The sequence below is a fragment of the Variovorax sp. VRV01 genome (assembly GCF_014852545.1).
Taxonomy (GTDB): Bacteria; Pseudomonadota; Gammaproteobacteria; order Burkholderiales; family Burkholderiaceae_C; genus Variovorax; species Variovorax beijingensis_A.
Window position 1 is genome coordinate 44,334 of record NZ_JACVBS010000011.1, and the last position, 17,514, is coordinate 61,847.

Below are 17,514 nucleotides of genomic sequence, written 5' to 3' on the forward strand. Positions count from 1 at the left end.
TCAGGGCGGCGGCTCGTCGCCGGGCGCGCGCGCCGCGCGCTGCTTGAGCCAGCCGCTGAGTTCCCTCTTTCCCTTGGCATTGGCGTGCCGCCAGGCCTCGCGCGCGACCGCGATGAAGCGCTCTTCGGCCGCATCGGGCACTTCGGAGGGGCGGTCTTCCTTGTCGAGCCAGCCTGCCTCCACCTCGCAATGCTGCTCGATCTGCCGTGCCAGGTTGTCGCCGATGGGGCGGGAGCTCTTGATCTGGCTCCACATGCTGGGCGAGATTTCGATCTTCCTGGCAAAGGCCTGGTCCAGTCCCTTGGCAGGCAGGCCGGCGGCAATGGCCCCTTCGAGAAAGCGGCGGTGCAGCGCAAGAACATTGCGGCGGCGCGCGACGGTGATATTGGGCACTGTTTGAAAACAACAACAACGAGACAACGAAAGATTGTCCCGGTTGTTGACGCTGCCGTAAACACTATTTACAGTTCGGCTCATTCGCGGTTCCGGCCGCACAAAGAAAAAACTTCACCAGGAATCATCGTGACCTCCGCCGCACTGAACCTCACCAGCATTCGACCCGCTTCGGGCCGATCGCTCGTGCGCGTTGCAGTGTTCAAAGGTCAGATGCCCCCGGGCGGAGGTTGCGCTTAAAGCGCACTTCCCAAGCTCTCTTCACCAGAGGCCCGGACACCGCAAGGTTCCGGGCCTTTTTGTTTTGCCATTTCGGGTGTGCCTTCGCCACACCGCCAGTTTCCAGCCGCGTGGACGGCCTGGCGGGATGTGCAGGAAAGTGGACCGTTCCTGTGCGGCGACGTCGTACGGGGCAGCACCCCAGGGTGCTGCCCGTCGCGCGAGGACACAACCGAAATGGAGAAAAAACCCGCGCCATCAACCCAAGGAGCCCCCATGCGCAAGCGCAGCAACACCCCCATCCGCATGATCGCAGTCCGTCCGGCGCAGCCGCGCCGCCGCATGGCGTGGGCGCTTGCGCAGCGCCTGGGCATCGGCATGGCGGCCGGGCGGGGCGCACCGGCGCCTTCGCTTGCGCCGACGGACCGCAGCCTTGAATATCCCGACCTCGACCAGCGCGTGCGCGAGGTCGGCGAGTGGTAGTGCTGCAAGGCGTCGACATTGAACATGAAGGAGTGAGTGCCGCATGGACAACAAGCAAGCCATCATCGAAAGCCTTGCGCGGGCATTGGAAAGCTGGGTGCGCCATGCCGGTGCCGCGCAGCTCTGGCAGGTGCAGCAGCAAGGCGGCCTGGGGGCGTCCATCGCGGTGGACGAGGACATCGTGCACGCCCGCATCGAACTCGGCGGCCCGCGCAATCCGCTGTCGGAACTGGGCCGCACCGATGGGCGCCTGCCCGTGACGGAAGCTTTTCTAGGCAACGGCGCCGCAGCATGGGGCGCGCCGCCCCCGCATGGAGACCCGACGCGCGAGGCCTGGTTCTTGTCGAACGAACTGGCACAGGAGCATGCGCGCCAATACCTGCTTGCAGAGTTCAGGGAAAAGCGGGAAGTGCTGTCGCGGTTTGTGGAGGCCTGGCTGGACAGCCAATAAAAAAGCCTGCTACCGATGAAGTAGCAGGCTTTTCAGCGTTTCCGCGATGTTGGTTGGTGGGCCCTGAGTGACTCGAACACTCGACCTACGGATTAAGAGTCCGCTGCTCTACCAACTGAGCTAAGAGCCCTTGCACAAAACGTTTTGCGTTTTTTGGCAAGACCGCAAGTATAGCGTAAAAATTCCGGGGCTCAACGATTTTGTGCGCGGCGGGGTTAGCATTCGTCATCATCGACGGGCCGCGGCCCTCCAGCAGGAGATATTCCATGACAGACACGACCACCATGTCCCATGTTGTGATCACCGGGGCCGCGGGTGCGCTGGGCCGCGCGGTAGTCCAGCATTTTCTCGAGCAGGGCGCGCGCCTGGCGCTGGTCGACCACCGGGCGGACCGCCTGGCCGAGGTCTTTCCGGGCCTGGACAATTCGCAGCACCTGCTGCTGGCGGGCGACGTGACCTCGGCAGCCGACATGTCGGAGCTTGCGGGCCAGGCGCTCAAGGCCTTCGGCCGCATCGACGCGCTGGTCCATATTGCCGGCGGCTTCGAGATGGGCGAGGCCACGCATGCGCTCACGCGGGCAAGCTGGGACCGGATGATGAACCTCAACGCCTGGTCCTTCGTGGCAGTGACGCAGGCGGTGCTGCCTTCGATGATCGAACACGGCGCCGGCCGCATCGTGGCGGTGACCGCCAAGGTGGCGGCGCGCGGCCTGCCGGCCATGGCGGCATACATCGCGTCGAAGAGCGCGCTGCAGCGCCTGGTCGAAGCCATGGCCGCCGAGGCCGCCCCGCATGGCGTGGCCGTCAACAGCGTGGCGCCCAGCGTGCTCGACACGCCGGCCAATCGGCAGGCCATGCCGGACACCAATCCCGCCGACTGGGTGTCGACCGCCGTCGCGGCGCAGACCATCGGCTTTCTTGCGTCGCCCGCGGCCGCGGCGCTGCATGGCCAGCACCTGACGCTCGACACCTGAGCTGAGGCAAGAGCAACAGCAAGGGCCCTGGCGGCAACGCCAGGGCCCTTTTTTTCGTTCCGCCGCGCGCCGCTTCCAGGCAGGCGGTTTGTCATGGTTGCGGGCCAAGAGGGCGGGGCACTTGTCTCCCTGGAAAAGGGGCGCACTGCTCATGTGCGCAGGCGGCGCGATTTCTACAGTGACTCCACGGCAAGACGCTTCGGCCCGGCAAGGGGAATGAAGCGGTGCCAGTCGACAACCATCACTGGGGAACACGCATGGAAACGCTCAACCTGCTGCCAAGAAGCTTCATGACCCTGCTGCGCGAGGACGCGGGCATGTCGTTCATGGAAGCCGCGCTCATCGGTTCGCTGGTGGTGGTTGTGTGCCTGCTCCTGCTGCTTGCCGTACGGCGCAGCGCCTGAAGGGGGCCGCAGCATGCAGGAATTCAACGCTGTCCTCGATCTGCTGGCCATGCTGGCCTCGGACTTCCGCATGGGCGGGCTCTTCGTGCTGCTGGTGATGGCCGCGGTGAGCGACGTGCGCTTCTACCGCATTCCCAACTGGCTGACCTTCGGCGGCATGGTGTTCGCGATCATCTACGGCACCTTCGCGGCGCGCACGCCGCTGACCGGGGTGCAGAACGCCCTGGGCGGCCTGGGCACCGGCCTCGCGATCATGCTGCCGTTCTATGTGCTGGGGATCATGGGAGCGGGCGACGTCAAGCTGATGGCGATGGTCGGCGCCTTCATCGGCCCCTATCAGACGCTGCAGGCCATCCTGTTCACCTGCATCGTCGGCGGCTTTGCGGCCGTGGCGGTGGCCATCCACCGCCGCCGCCTGGGCCACATGCTGGCCAACGTCAAGGGTGCTGCGCAGGGCATCGTCGTCTCGGGCATTGCGGGCATACGGCCGAGCGGAACGATCGACACGCGGCAATCCATCGGAAAGCTGCCTTACGGCATCTGCATTTGCGTGGGGACGATCGCACAGGTCCTGGCGCATCAGTTGGGCTTCGTCTAGCCCGTCCCGTTCTTCATTTCATCCACGGCGGAGATTCGCATGAAAAACATCAAGGCGCTCGGGCTGCTTCTGCTGGCCCTCCTGACCGGCCTGGCGGCCGCGGTCTACGCAGCGGGCTGGGTCTCCCGACAGGGCGGCATTGCATCCAACAAGGTGGTGGTGGCCGCCGTCGACATCGAGCTCGGCAGCCGGGTCAACCCCCAGATGCTGTCGCTGGTCGACTGGCCGAGCGGCTCGCTGCCGCCCGGTTCCTTCAAGGACGCCAAGTCGCTGGAGGACCGCGTGGTCAAGGTCGGCGTGCTGCGCGGCGAGGCCATCCTGGAAGGCAAGCTCGCGCCCGTCGGCACCCAGGGCGGGCTCTCGGCGGTCATTGCCAGCGGCAAGCGCGCCATGACCGTGCGGGTCAACGACGTGGTCGGCGTGGCGGGCTTCGCGCTGCCGGGCAACTACGTCGACGTGATGGTCAACGCGCAGCAGGACAAGAACCGTGGCGAGGAGAACCGCCAGATCAGCAAGACCGTGCTCGAGAAAGTGCTGGTGCTGGCGGTGGCGCAGGAAGCCAACCGCGACGACACCAAGCCGAAGGTCGTGAGCGCCGTGACGCTGGAGCTTTCGCTCGAGGACTCCGAAAAGCTTGATCTGGCACGCAGCGTGGGAACCCTCTCGCTGGTGCTGCGCAACCAGATGGACAAGACCACGGTCGCCACCGCAGGCATCACCAAGGGCCAGTTGTTCGGCGAGAAGGAAATCCTGCCGATCTCCACCACCGTGGCAGCGCGGCCGGCCCCCGCGCGCGTGCCGCGCACCGCCCCCATGGCGCAGCGGCAATCGGAGTGCGTGGAAGTGATCCAGCACGCAGCCCGCACGCTCAACTGCTTCTGATCACCCCCGCAGGAGGAACCACAAGTGCAACATCTCTCTTCTTCTTCACCCGCCTGGCTCTTGGCGGCACTCATGGCGCTGGCGGCACCCGCGATGGCCGCGGACGCGGTGCCGGCGGCGGCGGCTGCTGCTGCTGTGGCTGCAACCCCGGCTGCAGCACCGGTTGCGCCCGCCACCCGGCGCTGCACCGCGATCATTCCGGACGACCAGCCGACCTACGCCGTGCTGGGCAAGTCGGTGGTCATTCCGCTGAAGGCACGCGTTGCGCGCATCGTGGTCAGCGGCCAGCCGCCGAGCCGCACGCCGGCCGCCGCACCCGCAGCCGCGGGGCAGCCGGCCCCCGCCACGGCGGCGCACGCGGGCGACGGCATCGCCGATGTCGACGTCACGCTGCTGAGCCCGACCGACCTGTTCTTCCGCGGCCGCCAGGCGGGCTCGATGAACGTCGTACTGCAAAGCGTCGACGGCACCTGCTACATCAAGGACGTGATCGTCACCATCGATCCGGGCGCGCTGCAGTCCAAGCTCGCCGAGCTGATGCCGGAGGAAAACCACATCCGCGTACGCAGCGCCGAAAAATCGATCGTGCTCACCGGCGAGATCAGCGATGCGCTCAAGCTCGACGACGTGATGAGCCTGGCCATGGCCTATGGCGCCGACGGCAAGAAGGTGGTGAACCTGCTGCGCGTGACGGCGCCGCAGCAGGTGATGCTCGAAGTGAAGATCGCAGAGGTCAGCAAGACGCTGCTGGACCGGCTCGGTGCGCGCGTCGGCCTGAGCCGCTCGGGTAACGGCGGCCGCGACAGCTACTCGCTGATCTCCAGTTTCCTGAGCGGAGGCGGCGGCCTGCTCGAGGCGATAAGGATCGGCCGCACCTCGATCGGCATCGACGGCCAGAAGGACGACGGCCTGGTGCGCATCCTCGCGGAGCCCAACATCATGGCCATCAGCGGCCAGCAGGCAAGCTTCCTGTCGGGCGGAAAGATCTTCATCCCGGTCGCGCAGAGCGCCGCCGGCGGCGGGGGGACGAACATCACGCTGGAAGAGAAGGAGTTCGGCATCGGGGTCAAGTTCACCCCGACCGTGCTCAACGGCGGACGCGTCAACCTCAAGATGGTCTCGGAGGTGTCGGACCTGTCGCAGACCGGCTCGCCCTTCACCACCGTGGCCGGCGCGACCGCGGTGCTGCCTTCGCTGACGGTGCGCCGCGCCGACACCACCGTGCAGCTCAACGATGGCCAGAGCTTCGTCATCGCGGGGCTCATCAAGAGCAATGTCACGGAATCCATCAAGCGCTACCCCGGGTTGGGCGAAGTGCCGGTGATGGGGGCGCTGTTCCGCAGCACCGAGTTCCAGAACGACCAGACCGAGCTGATGTTCGTGATCACGCCGCGCCTGGTTCGTCCGCTGGCCGAGGTACCGCGCGTTCCGACCGACAACCACGTCGTCCCCAGCCGCGCGGAGGTGTACCTGAACGGCAGCCTCGAAAGCGCTACCCCGGCACCGGTTGCACCGGCCGGCCAACCCCAATGACACCCGCGAGGAGCACCACCATGTTCATCAAGTCGACCACTCTCGCGCTGACGCTGCTGCTGGCCACCGGCTGCTCCCATGTCACGCCCAACTACGACGCGCGCTTTGGCGATGCGGTGCGCGACGCGAAAAGGAAGATGACGATCAATCCCGATGCCGGCAAGGACGGGAACCCGGTTGTGGGCATGGACGGCCGCGCGGCGCGCGAGTCGATGGTGCAGTACCAGAAGTCCTACAAGGCGCCGCCGCCGGCGGTGAACGTCATCAACATCGGTGGCGGGATTGGTAGCGGAGACAGCGGCGGTGGGGGCCGTTAGGCGGCCCTCGAACGATTCTCGAGTTCGAACAGAAAGGAGTTGCCTCACGAAGATAGAAGTCAATCAAACCCCAGAACCAATGCAAGATTTTTTGTTTTTCTTACTGCAATTTCAAAGGTGAAAAAATGAACCAACTTTTTGTCCGTGCCGGCAACTTCATGTCCTCGTTCGTCAAGGAAGAGGACGGCGCGCAAGTTATCGAGTACGCGCTGATCATCGCAGTCGTGTCGATTGCCCTCGTGATTGCGCTGCAGGGCCTGACCACCGGGGGTTACTTCACAACCTTCATTCAACGCGTCGCCGCCTGTCTCTCGGGGGACATGGTTACCTGCGCAGGGTGATTTGGGTAGTAGCGCCCACTTGCAAAAAAAACGTGGCAGTGGCGCCTGGGCCCTTCCTGGACTCAAGCCCACTTGCCTCGAATGCGATCACCGCTTCATCGATTCATCTCCAATCAACGAGGTCTTCCATGTACAGGACGGACAGTCGCAAAAAACATGAAGGTGTCGTGATAGCGACCGTCGCACTCGTCTCCGCCGCCCGCCGTCCAAGCGGCCAATAGCACAAAAGCAAGGTAGTCATCATGTTCAAGTCATTCCCGCGAGATGAGAACGGTACCCGAGTGGTGGAGTACGCGCTGGCCATTGCCGTAATTTCCATCTTGCTGATCATCGCGCTGCAGCCACTGGTAGCGGAAAGCGGCATCAGCGACCTTGTCGATCTTGTCCGAACCTGCCTTGGCGGCGTGGTTTGCGGCTGACGTGCCGGGTTTTCAGAACCGACCCCACTGCACAGGAAGCCGATCATGAAAGTCCACACTTCTGGCCACCGCCAAAGCGGCGCGGTAATCATCACCGTGGCGCTGGTTCTGCTTTTCCTCCTCGGATTCATGGGCATTGCGCTGGACTTTGGCCGTCTCTTCATTGTGAAAACGGAGTTGCAGACTGCCCTGGACAGTTGTGCCCTGTCTGCCGCGCAAGAACTCGACGGAGCCAGCGATGCGTTGACGCGTGCCACCAGCGCAGGCAAGACCGCGGCGGATCTCAACAAGATCAATTTTCAAGGCGAGGCGACCGGCATTGCCCAGGCCGAGATCGTGTTCAGCGATTCGCTGGTCGGCACCTATAGCCATACCTTCACGCCGGTCGCGAATGCCAGGTACGCCAAGTGCCTGCACACGAAGTCGGGCATTGCCCCTTGGATCCTGAATGCCCTGAGCGCGTTCAGTGGGGATGGCACTTACGGGTCATCGAAGAGCGTCGCCGCTGTCGCCGTTGCCACCAGGGCGCCGTCTCAATCCAATTGCCTGGTTCCCATCGGTGTCTGCCAAAAATCTGCGAGCGCCCCTTGGGGGTTCACGCGCGGTGAATGGATCGAGGGCGTGACCAATGACAACGACGATGTGGAATCCGGTCAGTTTCGCTGGGTGGATTTTTCCGGCAGTGGCGGCGGGGCACGCGAGATCAAGGATCTCCTGACGAGCAGTGGGCAATGCGGCCTTCCCGGCATGGAAACCGAAGTCGGCAAGGCGGGCAAGACCAACGGAGCGGTCGCCGCCTGGAATACCCGCTTCGGCATCTATCAGGGCAGCCTCAGCGCTGCGACGGCCGTCCCCGATCAGACCGGGTACGCCTGGTACGCCGACAGCGCTGCCCTCACCAAACCGGGTAGGTATGACGACCCCAGCTCGAATGGATTTGCCGCCAAGCGCAATTCATTCGCGCCGTACGAAGGGGATAACAAGGATCCCGATACCAAGAACCTCAAGACCCAGGGAAATTTCAATTCCACCGACTACACCAAGGGCGCCAATCGACGCGTGGTCACGACCGCAGTGGTCGACTGCCCGTCGATCACACTCAAAGGTTTTGCCTGCATGCTGATGCTGCATCCGCTGGAGAAGAACGCGAGCGGGAAGAAGTCAAAGATGTGGCTCGAGTTCATCGGCAATGCGGAGTCCGCCGGCAGTCCATGCGCCACCGCAGGTCTGGCCGGCGGCACAAGCGGGCCCATGGTCCCGACGCTCGTTCAGTAGGAGGTGGTATGCAAAAGAAGCAGAACGGCGTGGCCCTGGTTGAATTTGCCCTGATCCTTCCATTGCTGCTCATCCTGACGTTCATCACGACCGAATTCGGGCGGGCGCTGTATCAGTACAACACCATCGCGAAATCGCTGCGAGACGCCTCTCGCTATCTTTCCACTCAGGATCCGTCGATCGCAACCACGGACCCCACCAAGATCACGATTGCCAAAAACCTGGTGGTCTATGGCAATCCGGCCGGTACCGGCTCGCCATTGGTCCTGGGTCTTGCCACTTCTCAAGTCCCAGCCCCGACCTGGCAATTCAAGGGCAGCGGCCCGGCCATCAATACCGTCACCGTCAAGGTCACGGGATACAAGTTCCGCCCGCTTCTCACCGGCGCGTTCGGGCTCAGTTTCGGTGATGTGAACGGAGACATTCCTTTCGGGGATATCTCCGCCACCATGCGAGGTCAATCATGAACCGAACAAGGCAGACCGGTGCGACCACTGTGGAATTCGCGCTGGTCCTGATGCTCTTCCTGACCTTCCTGTTGGGCATCATGGATTTCGCGCGCATGTTGTGGACGTGGAATGCGGCCGCTGAAGCGACGCGCTGGGGCGCTCGCGCAGCCGTCGTGTGCGACCGGGACGCCACCATCGTGCTTTCCAACATGCAGAAGTTCCTGCCTCAATTGACGGCGGCCAACGTCAGCATCGACTGGTACGACGCGGCAGGCAGCGTCAGCGCGACCTGTACCGCGGCCAATTGCAGCGGCGTGAATGTCCGCATCGTCGATCTCGATTACCAGTGGATTTCGCCCATTGGCTTCGGAAGTCATTCGCCGATCCCGATGCCGGGTTTTTCCACCTACCTGCCGCGCGAAATCATGGGGCAGGACCCGAACAGCAACGCCGTCTGCTCCTAATCGGCACTTAACCCCGAGGCACATCATCATGAAAATCTCGATCATCTCCCCCAATCCTGCCCACCTGCAGAACATGCGCATGGTGCTGGAAGCCCGTTCCCACACGGTCTCGGTGTTCGAAGGAGGCAAGAGCCGCATGCAATGGGTGGTCGAGCAATCGGCGCCCGAGCTGCTGCTGGTGGACGGAATGTGCTGCGACCCCCATGAGGTGGCCATGGTGGAGCAGCTCACGATGCGCCATCCCGCGATCGCGGTGGTGCTGCTGTGCGCGATGCAGACGCCCGAGTTCCTGATTCTCGCCATGCGTTCTGGCGTGCGCGAAGTGCTGCCTTCGCCGCCCGAGGCGGCGGCGCTCGAGGCGGCCGTGGAGCGCATCGCAGTAAAGATGGCCGGCGCGCAGGCGCGCGAGGCGGGCCAGGTAGTCGCGTTCATGCCATGCAAGGGCGGCAGTGGCTCAACCTTTCTTGCGACGAACATCGGCCATCAGCTCTCGATGCGCCGCTCGGTGCTGCTGATTGACCTGAACCTGCAATTCGGCGATGCGCTGTCCTTTGTGAGCGACCTGCGGCCCACTTCCACGCTGGCCGATGTAGCGCGCGATATCGGCCGGCTCGATGCCTCGCTGCTTGCGGCAAGCACGGTGAAGGTGGCGCCGGGTTTCAGCATTCTTGCGGCGCCCGAGGATCTTTCGCGCGCGCTGGAGGTCAAGGCCGAGCACATCGATGCCATCCTGCAGGTAGCTGTGGCGCAGTACGACTTCGTGCTGTTCGACCTTGGCCTGCGCATCGATCCGCTCGCCATCCGCGTGATGGACCGCGCGGATCGGATCTTTCCGGTGCTTCAGCCCAGCTTGCCGCACATCCGCAACGTGACGCGGCTGATGCAGGTGTTCAAGTCGCTCGGCTACCCAGCCGGAAAGGTCGAGTTGCTGGTCAACCGCAGCGCCGGCGGCGGGGAGATCGGTTTGTCCGACATGCGCCGTTCGCTGGGCGGAGCCACGCTGATCAGCGTGCCCGACGGCGGCAAGGACGTGGACGCCTCGATCAACCGCGGCGTGCCGCTGGCGGAAATGTCACGGGGCAGCGCGCTCTGCAAGCGGCTCGAGGAAATATCTCACACGCTCAGCCCACGTCCGAAGGAAGCGCCAGGCTTCATCGGCCGGCTCTTTCGCCGCGCCTGACTCCCGCGCTGCGCCCCGACGCATCTTCTTCCTCCAACAGCAAGGCAGGTCCACATGTCATTCAGAGAACAGCTCAATGCGATCGAAGCCGCGCCGGTGGCGCGCTCGCCGGCGCCGCCTGTGGCCGACGCGGCGCTTTCCTCCTTTGCCTCGGACTCCTACAAGCTCCTGAAGGAGCGAATGCACCTGAAGCTGCTCGACAGATTCGACCTGGCAGTGCTCGAAACCCTGAAGCCCGAAGTGCTGCGCCACGAGATTTCAACCATGATCGCCCGGCTGCTGCAGGAAGAGCCCGAGGCGTTGAACGACATCGAGCGGCGCACGCTGATCCGCGACATCCAGCACGAGATGCTCGGCTTCGGGCCGATCGAGCTGTTGATGGCCGACCCGACGGTGTCGGACATCCTGGTCAACTCGCACGACCAGGTCTACGTCGAGCGCCGGGGCCGGCTGGAGCTCACGGACGTGAGTTTCACCGACGAGAAGCACCTGCTGCGCATCATCGACAAGATCGTCTCACTGGTGGGGCGGCGCATCGATGAATCCAGCCCCATGGTCGATGCGCGGCTGCCGGACGGATCGCGCGTCAATGCGGTGGTGGCGCCGGTGGCGCTGGACGGTCCGATGATGTCGATTCGCCGCTTCGCGAAGATCCCGCTGAAGATGGAGAACCTGGTGAACGACCTGAAGACGCTGACGCCGCAAATGGGGCTGATGCTCGAAGGGCTGGCCGGCGCGAAGATCAACATGCTGATCTCCGGCGGCACCGGCGCCGGCAAGACGACCCTGCTGAACATTCTCTCGGGCTTCATTCCCGCCACCGAACGCATCATCACCATCGAGGATGCCGCCGAGCTCCAGCTCCAGCAGCCTCACGTGGCGCGCATGGAAACCCGGCCGATGAACATTGAAGGCAAGGGCGAGATCACGCAGCGCGCGCTGGTGCGCAATGCATTGCGCATGCGGCCCGACCGCATCGTGATCGGCGAGGTGCGCGGCGCCGAGGCGGTCGACATGCTGCAGGCCATGAACACTGGCCACGAAGGCTCGCTGACCACCATCCATGCCAACAGCCCGCGCGACGCGCTGGCACGGCTGGAGAACATGATCAGCATGGCCAATCTGAACCTGCCGCACCACTCGGTGCGCCAGCAGATCGCGTCGGCCATCACGGTCGTGATCCAGGTCCTGCGCCTGGTCGACGGCCGGCGCAAGGTCACCAGCATCCAGGAGATCACGGGCATGGAAGGCGAGGTGGTCACGATGCAGGAGATTTTCGCGTTCCGCCAGACCGGCATGGGCCCCGACGGTCGCGTGCGCGGCTACTTCCATGCCACCGGCGTGCGGCCGAAGTTCGTCGAGCGCTTGCACTCCTTCGGCGTGGTGCTGCCCGACACCATGTTCGATCCCGACAAGCACTACGAATAGGAGGCCGTCATGTTCGACAACCTGGTTGGTGACACGCTCATTACGCTGTCCGTGCTGGTCTTCGTGACGGTGCTGATGGTGATCGAGGGCCTGTACATGCTGTGGCGGTCCTACAGGGCCCCCGGGGTGCAGAAGATCGGCAAGCGGCTGCAGGCGCTCTCGGCCGCCACCGACCGCATCGCGCAGGCGCGGCTCGTAAAGGATCGCGTGCTCAGCGAGGCACCATGGATGCAGCGCGTTCTGCTGAAACTTCCTCGTGCCCACCGCCTCGACCGCTTCATTCTCCAGGCCGGGCTGGAGTGGACGGTGTCCCATGTGCTGCTGGCCTGTGCGCTGTCCGGCATGCTTGTTTTCTTTGCGACGGCGTCGCTTGCGAACCAGCCCGCGTGGATCGCCTTGCTGGTGGGAGCCACAGGAGCGGCGGTGCCGCTGCTCTACCTGAGCCACCGGCGCAGCCGCCGCCTGGCGCATCTCGAGAGACAGTTGCCGGACGCGCTGGACCTGGTGACGCGCGCGCTGCGCGCCGGCCATTCGTTCGCGAGCAGCTTGCAGATGATCGGCGAGGAAATGTCCGAGCCCATTGCGGGCGAGTTCCGCATGGTGGCCGACGAGGTCGGCTTCGGCGTCTCGCTGCAACAGGCGCTCACGAACATGAGCGAACGTGTGCCGCTCACCGACATGCGCTACTTCGTGGTGTCGGTGCTGATCCAGCGCGACTCCGGCGGCAATCTGACCGAGGTGCTCGGCAACCTGAGCCGGCTCATCCGCGACCGGCTCAAGCTGCTGGCGCGGGTGCGGGTGCTGTCGGCGGAAGGGCGCCTCTCGGCCTGGATTCTCGGCCTGATGCCCTTTGCGCTGACGGCGCTCATGAATGCCTTCAATCCGGCGTTCATGTCGCCGCTGTGGACCGACCCGATCGGTATCACGGCCGTCAAATACATGCTGGGCCTGATGGTGGTCGGCGTGCTGATCCTGCGCAAGATCGTGAAGATCCGTGTCTGAAGGAGAAATGCCATGTTGTTTCCCATCCTCGTGTTCGTGACCGTGTCCCTCGCCATCGGCGGATTCGCGATCTGGATGCTTCCCACGCGAACAGCGCAGCGCCTACGGGCTGTGGCTCCTTCGTCCGGCAAGTCAGCCTGGGTCGAGACCGCCGTCAAGGTCGTGGGCCCCTTTGCCCAGTTGTCGTCACCCACCGGCGAAGGCGAGACCTCGCCGCTGCGCTTGAAGTTCCTGAACGCGGGCATCCGTCACCCGGATGCGAGCCTGTTCTACTTCGGCCTGAAGACGCTGCTGCCGCTCGGCCTGGCCGGTCTGGCCTTTCTGTCCATGCGCATCGCCGGGGCGAACGAGGGGCTCACGACCCTGCTGTGGCTGGCGGTGGCTGCGCTGCTCGGCTGCTACCTGCCCAACATCGTGCTGCGCATGATGATCAAGGGGCGCCAACGCGAGATCTTTGAAAACTTTCCCGATGCCGCCGACCTGATGCTGGTGTGCGTCGAGGCGGGCCTCGGGCTCGATGCCGCCCTGGTCAAGGTCACCGAGGAGATCCGCGTCAACAGCGAGGCCCTGGCGCAGGAACTGCACTGGACCAATCTCGAGATGCGCGCGGGCGGCACGCGCGAGAAGTCGCTGCACAACCTTGCGCTTCGCACCGGCGTGGAGGAGATCGGCACCTTTGCCACCATGCTGACGCAGGCCGACCGCTTCGGCACCAGCATCGGCGAATCGCTGCGCGTGTTTTCCGACGACCTGCGCCACAAGCGCCAGGTCCGCGCGGAAGAGCTGGCCGCCAAGGTGCCCACCAAGATGCTTCTGCCCCTGGTGATTTGCATCTTTCCATGCATCTCGATGGTCATCCTCACGCCGGCGGTCATTCGCATGGTTCGCGTCATCGCGCCGATGCTCGTCGGAGGGCACTGAGCCCCGGCGCCCGCGCTCAATGGGCCGCGGCGTCGAGCTGGTGCTTGATCGCGTAGATGTAGAGCTCCAGCCGGTTCGCCACGTCGAGCTTCTGGTAGATCGACGTGAGGTGGTTGCGGAAGGTGTGCTCGGTCACGAACAGCCGCGAGGCGAGCGTCTTGTTCGCGGCGCCGCTGCCTTCCACCACGGCGCGGATGATCTGCCGCTCCTTCTGCGTCAAGCTCGCGATCCTGGCCGCTTCGGGGTCGGCCTTCACCGGCTTCTTCGGTGCGGTCAGTTCGGAGAACACGCGGCCCATGGCCTGCGCGTCGATGCACAGTTCGCCGTTGTGCACGCGCGCGATCGCATCGAGCACCTCTTCGGCGGACGCGTCCTTGCACAGCACGCCCCTGGCGCCGCGCAGCACGGCAAGGTCCAGCGTCTGCTGCTTGCGCTCGGCCGTGAGGATGAGCGCGCGCGAGACGTCGTTCGACAGCAGCTTGGGGAGAATGTCGAGGGAGCATCGGCCTCCCAGGTCCAGATCGAGCAGGATGACGTCGGGCACCACGTGCTCGGTCTGTTCCAGCGCCTGCTCGAAGCAGTTGGCGGTGGCGACGACCTTCATGCGCGGCTGCTCGCCGTCGATCAGCTTCGACAGGCCCCACAGCATGGTCTGGTGGTCGTCCACGAGCATGACGCCGATGGGGTGCGTTGTTGTGGCTTGCATGTTGACACCTTCGCCTTCCTAGATGGGTATTTCGATCAGTACGGCCGTGGCGCCGCCCGCGCCTTGGCCGACTTGCGCATGCCCGCCGAGGGCGGCTGCGCGTTCGCTGATGGAACGTGGGCGGAAGTCCGAGAAGTCCATGCCGCAGGACTCGTTTTCGATCCTGATCTGCAGCTTGCCGTCCGTGCAGCCGATGCGGATGCAGCCGCGGTGCGCGTGGGTGTGCTTGCAGATGTTGTTCAGCCCTTCGCGCACCAGCTGCAGCACTTCGGCCGTCATCCGGTCGTCCAGGTGGACGTCGCCATCGACCAGGATCTCCATGTCGATGCCGTAGAGCGTCTTGATGCGCGCGGCCTGGCGGTGCAGGTGCGGAAGAATGAACTCGCAGTGGCTTTCTCCGCCATGCTTGACGATGCCCGCATAGTGGCGCAGATCGGCCACCACACCCTCGGCCATGCTGGCGAGCTTGTCCAGGTCTTCGACCAGCGGGTTGTCGGCGCCTGCCTTCTTGCGCAGCGCGCTCAGTCCCAGCTTCAGGCCGATGTAGGGCTGGATCGCCGTGTCGTGCAGGTCCAGCGAGATCTTCAGGCGCTCCTTCGAGGCGGCCTCCGAGGCCATCCGGTCGAGCACCCCGATCGTCTCGATCACCGGAAAGACCTGGCTCATCATGTGCGAAAGGAACAGCGCATCGGACTTGCGGAACAGCCCTTCGTTCGTCGACACGTAGATGCGTCCCTCTCCCTGGCGCATCGGCAGCGGTGCGCTGATGAAGGAGCGCGCCTCCAGCATGGCGGCAACCGCAGCGCTGCGCCGAAGGCCCGGCTCGTCTTGCGGGTACCAGCGGCGCAGGCGCAGGTCGAAGGCATGGCCCTGCACGCACAGCCGGCTCAGCGGCCACGGCAGGCGGTTGCGCAGCACGATGTGGCCGGGGTTCAGCGCCATCAGCGGCAATTCGAAAGCCTGGTCGATGGTCTCGACGTCGACCGCCTCGCCCGCGTGGCTTTGCCTGAGCGTACGCATGACCCAGCAGCCATTGGCCGTGTCGCGCGTCAGGAGCACGCAGTGGCTTGCCTTGTAGAAGGCCAGCGTCTTCTCCAGGGTGCTGGCGATGGTGCGGGCCACGCCGAAGCGGGGGTTCGACAGCCGGCTCACCTGGCTCAGGAGGGACAGGCGCCGCCGCAGTTCGACCTTCGAGCCGCCCCAGTGCCCGATCATGTGGCCCAGCGCCAGCAGGAAGGTGGTGCGCATCAGCAGCTGCGGCGTGTCGTTTGCGAGGTTCGTTCCCAGGCCGCAGACGGCAAAAGAGGCTACCGAGGCCATGGTCACCCGGGCGCCTTCCTCGTATCCCCACCTGAAGGACGAGGTGAGGATGGCAAAGAAATAGAAGAGGAAATACAGGCTGCCACTGCCGCCGCTCGCGAAGACGATGAGCGTGAACCACAGCACGTCGAACCAATGGATGGCCTTGCCCTGGAAGTAGGGCTGGCCCTTTCGCGTGCAGATGTACACGCCGAGGCTGTAGAGCGCGTAGCAGGAGAACGTGAGCCAGACGGCGCTGCCTACGCGCAGTTGCGGATCGCGAAGGTCAACCGCAACCGCCAGCAGCGCCGACACCGACAGCACCAGCCGCATCCGCGACACCATGAGCGCATCGGCGGTGAGGCTGGAGTCGGTCCCGTAATCGGGGTCGATGGAATGGGCTTGCATGGCGCTTTTTTTTCAAGTGCATAGAGCGGCTCATGCCCTGCCAGCCAACCACGAAAAAACGCCCATGCCCCTGGGAAGGAAGCTGTGCGACGTAACACCTTGGTTCACTTTTGCGCCAAAATTAATATCTGCGAGGATTTCACATTACTACTTTTGTAGTCGAAAGCAATACTTTTCGGTTAACCCCGTTTGCAATGTGTACTTTTGTTACCGAATGATGCAAATTGCGGCCACCGGCCAGCAGATGTATCGGTGCCCAAGGGAGTGCCCATCGGCCGGGCAAAGAAAAAGGGCTCGGAAAGATCCGAGCCCTTCTGATGGGATGGTGGAGAGGAGGAGGATCGAACTCCCGACCTCCGCATTGCGAACGCGGCGCTCTCCCAGCTGAGCTACCCCCCCAACGCAAGCCGGATTTTAACCAGAACCCGCCCGGGAACGCATGGCCCGCATGCCAAGATGCGCGCTTCGAAAAAAGAAGGAAAGCACAACCCGCATGGCCTCGTACGAACCCGCCTGGCTGGAAGGCATGTACAACAATCTTGCGCGCGTGAAGGAGCACCCGGCGTACTTCGCCCGCTGGGGCCGCGACTCGCAAGCCGTGCGCGAAACCCTGCCCGGCCGGATCGACGTGCCCTACGGCCAGGGCGTGAACGAGACGCTCGACATCTTTCCGGCACCCGTGCCCGGCGCACCGGTGCTGGTGTTCATTCACGGCGGCTACTGGCGCGCGATGGACAAGCGGGACCATTCGTTCATTGCGCCCGCGTTCAACGACCGCGGCGTGTGCGTGGTGATGCCCAACTACGCGCTGTGCCCCGGAACGGCGGAAGCGCCCGTGACCGTGCCGGGCATCCTCATGCAGATGGTGCGCGCGCTCGAGTGGACCTGGCGCCATGCCGCGAGCTTCGGCGCCGACCCCTCGCGCATCACCGTGGCCGGGCACTCGGCCGGCGGCCACATGGCGGCCGCGCTGCTGGCCTGCGACTGGAAGGCAGTCTCGCCTGATCTGCCGGTGCGGCTGGTGCGCAATGCGCTGTCGATCTCGGGCCTCTACGACCTTCGCCCGCTGCAGCGCACGCCGTTCCTGGAAAACGTCCTGAAGCTCTCCGATGCGGATGCCCTGCGCGCCAGCCCGGCGCTGTGGCCGGCCCCAGCGCGCGGCCAGCTGCACGCGCTGGTGGGCGGCGACGAAAGCAAGGAGTTCATCCGCCACAACGCGCTGATCCGCGATGCGTGGGGCCGCAACGCCGTGCCCGTGTGCGAATCGCTGCCGGGGCTGAACCACTTCAGCATCGTCGACGCGCTGGCGGACCCGGCCCACAGGCTGCATCGCGGCGCGGCGCAGCTGCTGGAGGCCTGACCCGGCGA

Annotated in this window: 21 protein-coding genes and 2 tRNA genes; 18 read left to right on the forward strand and 5 right to left on the reverse strand. The window is 64.6% G+C overall.

Annotated features, from left to right (window positions below):
* Window positions 1-393: a hypothetical protein gene (locus tag IB278_RS19865; protein ID WP_145741616.1), complete on the reverse strand. Its 393-nt coding sequence runs from the start codon at window positions 391-393 to the stop codon at window positions 1-3.
* Between the two features lie 495 nt (window positions 394-888).
* Between IB278_RS19865 and IB278_RS19870 the strand changes: the two genes are divergently transcribed.
* Both IB278_RS19870 and IB278_RS19875 read left to right on the forward strand, forming a co-directional pair.
* Complete coding sequence (locus tag IB278_RS19870; RefSeq protein ID WP_145741618.1) at window positions 889-1,095, forward strand: short-chain dehydrogenase; 207 nt, start codon at window positions 889-891, stop codon at window positions 1,093-1,095.
* Window positions 1,096-1,138: 43 nt separating this feature from the next.
* Window positions 1,139-1,546: a hypothetical protein gene (locus tag IB278_RS19875; RefSeq protein ID WP_192324974.1), complete on the forward strand. Its 408-nt coding sequence runs from the start codon at window positions 1,139-1,141 to the stop codon at window positions 1,544-1,546.
* Between the two features lie 54 nt (window positions 1,547-1,600).
* Here IB278_RS19875 and IB278_RS19880 read toward each other — a convergent pair.
* Window positions 1,601-1,676 (reverse strand) — tRNA-Lys (locus IB278_RS19880).
* Window positions 1,677-1,812: 136 nt separating this feature from the next.
* Here IB278_RS19880 and IB278_RS19885 point away from each other — a divergent pair.
* The 15 genes from IB278_RS19885 (at window position 1,813) to IB278_RS19955 (ending at window position 13,733) form a co-directional block, all read left to right on the forward strand.
* Window positions 1,813-2,520: an SDR family NAD(P)-dependent oxidoreductase gene (locus IB278_RS19885; protein WP_192324975.1), complete on the forward strand. Its 708-nt coding sequence runs from the start codon at window positions 1,813-1,815 to the stop codon at window positions 2,518-2,520.
* A 257-nt stretch (window positions 2,521-2,777) separates the two neighbouring features.
* Entirely contained in the window at window positions 2,778-2,924 is a 147-nt protein-coding gene (locus IB278_RS19890) for a hypothetical protein (RefSeq protein WP_164547758.1), read from the forward strand.
* Between the two features lie 13 nt (window positions 2,925-2,937).
* Complete coding sequence (locus IB278_RS19895; RefSeq protein ID WP_192324977.1) at window positions 2,938-3,522, forward strand: prepilin peptidase; 585 nt, start codon at window positions 2,938-2,940, stop codon at window positions 3,520-3,522.
* A 39-nt stretch (window positions 3,523-3,561) separates the two neighbouring features.
* Window positions 3,562-4,404, forward strand: a complete 843-nt coding sequence (cpaB, locus tag IB278_RS19900; protein ID WP_145741624.1) for a Flp pilus assembly protein CpaB — start codon at window positions 3,562-3,564, stop codon at window positions 4,402-4,404.
* A gap of 24 nt (window positions 4,405-4,428) precedes the next feature.
* Complete coding sequence (locus IB278_RS19905) at window positions 4,429-5,937, forward strand: type II and III secretion system protein family protein (protein ID WP_192324979.1); 1,509 nt, start codon at window positions 4,429-4,431, stop codon at window positions 5,935-5,937.
* Window positions 5,938-5,957: 20 nt separating this feature from the next.
* Window positions 5,958-6,254, forward strand: a complete 297-nt coding sequence (locus IB278_RS19910) for a hypothetical protein (protein WP_192324981.1) — start codon at window positions 5,958-5,960, stop codon at window positions 6,252-6,254.
* Between the two features lie 125 nt (window positions 6,255-6,379).
* The gene (locus tag IB278_RS19915; protein WP_192324983.1) at window positions 6,380-6,595 is read left to right on the forward strand and encodes a Flp family type IVb pilin; all 216 of its coding nucleotides are present in this window, start codon (window positions 6,380-6,382) and stop codon (window positions 6,593-6,595) included.
* 242 nt (window positions 6,596-6,837) lie between these two features.
* On the forward strand, window positions 6,838-7,014 hold the full coding sequence (locus IB278_RS19920) for a Flp family type IVb pilin (protein ID WP_192324985.1): 177 nt from the start codon (window positions 6,838-6,840) through the stop codon (window positions 7,012-7,014).
* A gap of 45 nt (window positions 7,015-7,059) precedes the next feature.
* A complete protein-coding gene (locus IB278_RS19925; RefSeq protein ID WP_192324987.1) occupies window positions 7,060-8,289 on the forward strand; it encodes a TadE/TadG family type IV pilus assembly protein in 1,230 nt (409 codons plus the stop codon).
* A gap of 8 nt (window positions 8,290-8,297) precedes the next feature.
* Window positions 8,298-8,756, forward strand: a complete 459-nt coding sequence (locus IB278_RS19930) for a TadE/TadG family type IV pilus assembly protein (RefSeq protein ID WP_192324989.1) — start codon at window positions 8,298-8,300, stop codon at window positions 8,754-8,756.
* Window positions 8,753-9,202 (forward strand): TadE/TadG family type IV pilus assembly protein, encoded by a 450-nt coding sequence (locus IB278_RS19935; RefSeq protein ID WP_192324990.1) that lies wholly within the window; start codon window positions 8,753-8,755, stop codon window positions 9,200-9,202. Before IB278_RS19930 ends, IB278_RS19935 begins: the two co-directional genes overlap by 4 nt.
* Before the next feature lie 28 nt (window positions 9,203-9,230).
* Window positions 9,231-10,382 (forward strand): AAA family ATPase, encoded by a 1,152-nt coding sequence (locus IB278_RS19940; RefSeq protein ID WP_192324992.1) that lies wholly within the window; start codon window positions 9,231-9,233, stop codon window positions 10,380-10,382.
* 54 nt (window positions 10,383-10,436) lie between these two features.
* Window positions 10,437-11,810 (forward strand): CpaF family protein, encoded by a 1,374-nt coding sequence (locus IB278_RS19945; protein WP_192324994.1) that lies wholly within the window; start codon window positions 10,437-10,439, stop codon window positions 11,808-11,810.
* A 9-nt stretch (window positions 11,811-11,819) separates the two neighbouring features.
* Window positions 11,820-12,812 (forward strand): type II secretion system F family protein, encoded by a 993-nt coding sequence (locus tag IB278_RS19950; protein ID WP_192324996.1) that lies wholly within the window; start codon window positions 11,820-11,822, stop codon window positions 12,810-12,812.
* 12 nt (window positions 12,813-12,824) lie between these two features.
* Entirely contained in the window at window positions 12,825-13,733 is a 909-nt protein-coding gene (locus IB278_RS19955; protein ID WP_192324998.1) for a type II secretion system F family protein, read from the forward strand.
* A gap of 16 nt (window positions 13,734-13,749) precedes the next feature.
* Here the strand turns inward: IB278_RS19955 and IB278_RS19960 are convergent, their stop codons facing one another.
* The 3 genes from IB278_RS19960 to IB278_RS19970 form a co-directional block, all read right to left on the reverse strand.
* Complete coding sequence (locus IB278_RS19960; protein WP_192325000.1) at window positions 13,750-14,439, reverse strand: response regulator; 690 nt, start codon at window positions 14,437-14,439, stop codon at window positions 13,750-13,752.
* Window positions 14,440-14,457: 18 nt separating this feature from the next.
* Window positions 14,458-16,146, reverse strand: coding sequence for a sensor histidine kinase (locus tag IB278_RS19965; protein WP_145741651.1), 1,689 nt, complete (start codon window positions 16,144-16,146; stop codon window positions 14,458-14,460).
* Between the two features lie 323 nt (window positions 16,147-16,469).
* Window positions 16,470-16,545: transfer RNA gene (locus IB278_RS19970), tRNA-Ala, on the reverse strand.
* Between the two features lie 94 nt (window positions 16,546-16,639).
* Between IB278_RS19970 and IB278_RS19975 the strand changes: the two genes are divergently transcribed.
* Window positions 16,640-17,506 carry an alpha/beta hydrolase gene (locus IB278_RS19975; RefSeq protein WP_192325002.1) on the forward strand — a complete coding sequence of 289 codons (867 nt, stop codon included), beginning with the start codon at window positions 16,640-16,642 and terminating at the stop codon, window positions 17,504-17,506.
* Window positions 17,507-17,514 lie beyond the last annotated feature (8 nt).

What these genes read in the sequence shown, in the direction of transcription:
- IB278_RS19935 (WP_192324990.1), top strand. Translation starts at nt 8,753, where the DNA reads ATGAACCGAACAAGGCAGACCGGTGCGACCACTGTGGAATTCGCGCTG.
- IB278_RS19915 (WP_192324983.1), top strand. Translation starts at nt 6,380, where the DNA reads ATGAACCAACTTTTTGTCCGTGCCGGCAACTTCATGTCCTCGTTCGTC.
- IB278_RS19945 (WP_192324994.1), top strand. Translation starts at nt 10,437, where the DNA reads ATGTCATTCAGAGAACAGCTCAATGCGATCGAAGCCGCGCCGGTGGCG.
- IB278_RS19920 (WP_192324985.1), top strand. Translation starts at nt 6,838, where the DNA reads ATGTTCAAGTCATTCCCGCGAGATGAGAACGGTACCCGAGTGGTGGAG.
- IB278_RS19885 (WP_192324975.1), top strand. Translation starts at nt 1,813, where the DNA reads ATGACAGACACGACCACCATGTCCCATGTTGTGATCACCGGGGCCGCG.
- IB278_RS19870 (WP_145741618.1), top strand. Translation starts at nt 889, where the DNA reads ATGCGCAAGCGCAGCAACACCCCCATCCGCATGATCGCAGTCCGTCCG.
- IB278_RS19950 (WP_192324996.1), top strand. Translation starts at nt 11,820, where the DNA reads ATGTTCGACAACCTGGTTGGTGACACGCTCATTACGCTGTCCGTGCTG.
- IB278_RS19940 (WP_192324992.1), top strand. Translation starts at nt 9,231, where the DNA reads ATGAAAATCTCGATCATCTCCCCCAATCCTGCCCACCTGCAGAACATG.
- cpaB (WP_145741624.1), top strand. Translation starts at nt 3,562, where the DNA reads ATGAAAAACATCAAGGCGCTCGGGCTGCTTCTGCTGGCCCTCCTGACC.
- IB278_RS19875 (WP_192324974.1), top strand. Translation starts at nt 1,139, where the DNA reads ATGGACAACAAGCAAGCCATCATCGAAAGCCTTGCGCGGGCATTGGAA.
- IB278_RS19965 (WP_145741651.1), bottom strand. Translation starts at nt 16,146, where the DNA reads ATGCAAGCCCATTCCATCGACCCCGATTACGGGACCGACTCCAGCCTC.
- IB278_RS19890 (WP_164547758.1), top strand. Translation starts at nt 2,778, where the DNA reads ATGGAAACGCTCAACCTGCTGCCAAGAAGCTTCATGACCCTGCTGCGC.
- IB278_RS19975 (WP_192325002.1), top strand. Translation starts at nt 16,640, where the DNA reads ATGGCCTCGTACGAACCCGCCTGGCTGGAAGGCATGTACAACAATCTT.
- IB278_RS19910 (WP_192324981.1), top strand. Translation starts at nt 5,958, where the DNA reads ATGTTCATCAAGTCGACCACTCTCGCGCTGACGCTGCTGCTGGCCACC.
- IB278_RS19925 (WP_192324987.1), top strand. Translation starts at nt 7,060, where the DNA reads ATGAAAGTCCACACTTCTGGCCACCGCCAAAGCGGCGCGGTAATCATC.
- IB278_RS19955 (WP_192324998.1), top strand. Translation starts at nt 12,825, where the DNA reads ATGTTGTTTCCCATCCTCGTGTTCGTGACCGTGTCCCTCGCCATCGGC.
- IB278_RS19960 (WP_192325000.1), bottom strand. Translation starts at nt 14,439, where the DNA reads ATGCAAGCCACAACAACGCACCCCATCGGCGTCATGCTCGTGGACGAC.
- IB278_RS19895 (WP_192324977.1), top strand. Translation starts at nt 2,938, where the DNA reads ATGCAGGAATTCAACGCTGTCCTCGATCTGCTGGCCATGCTGGCCTCG.
- IB278_RS19930 (WP_192324989.1), top strand. Translation starts at nt 8,298, where the DNA reads ATGCAAAAGAAGCAGAACGGCGTGGCCCTGGTTGAATTTGCCCTGATC.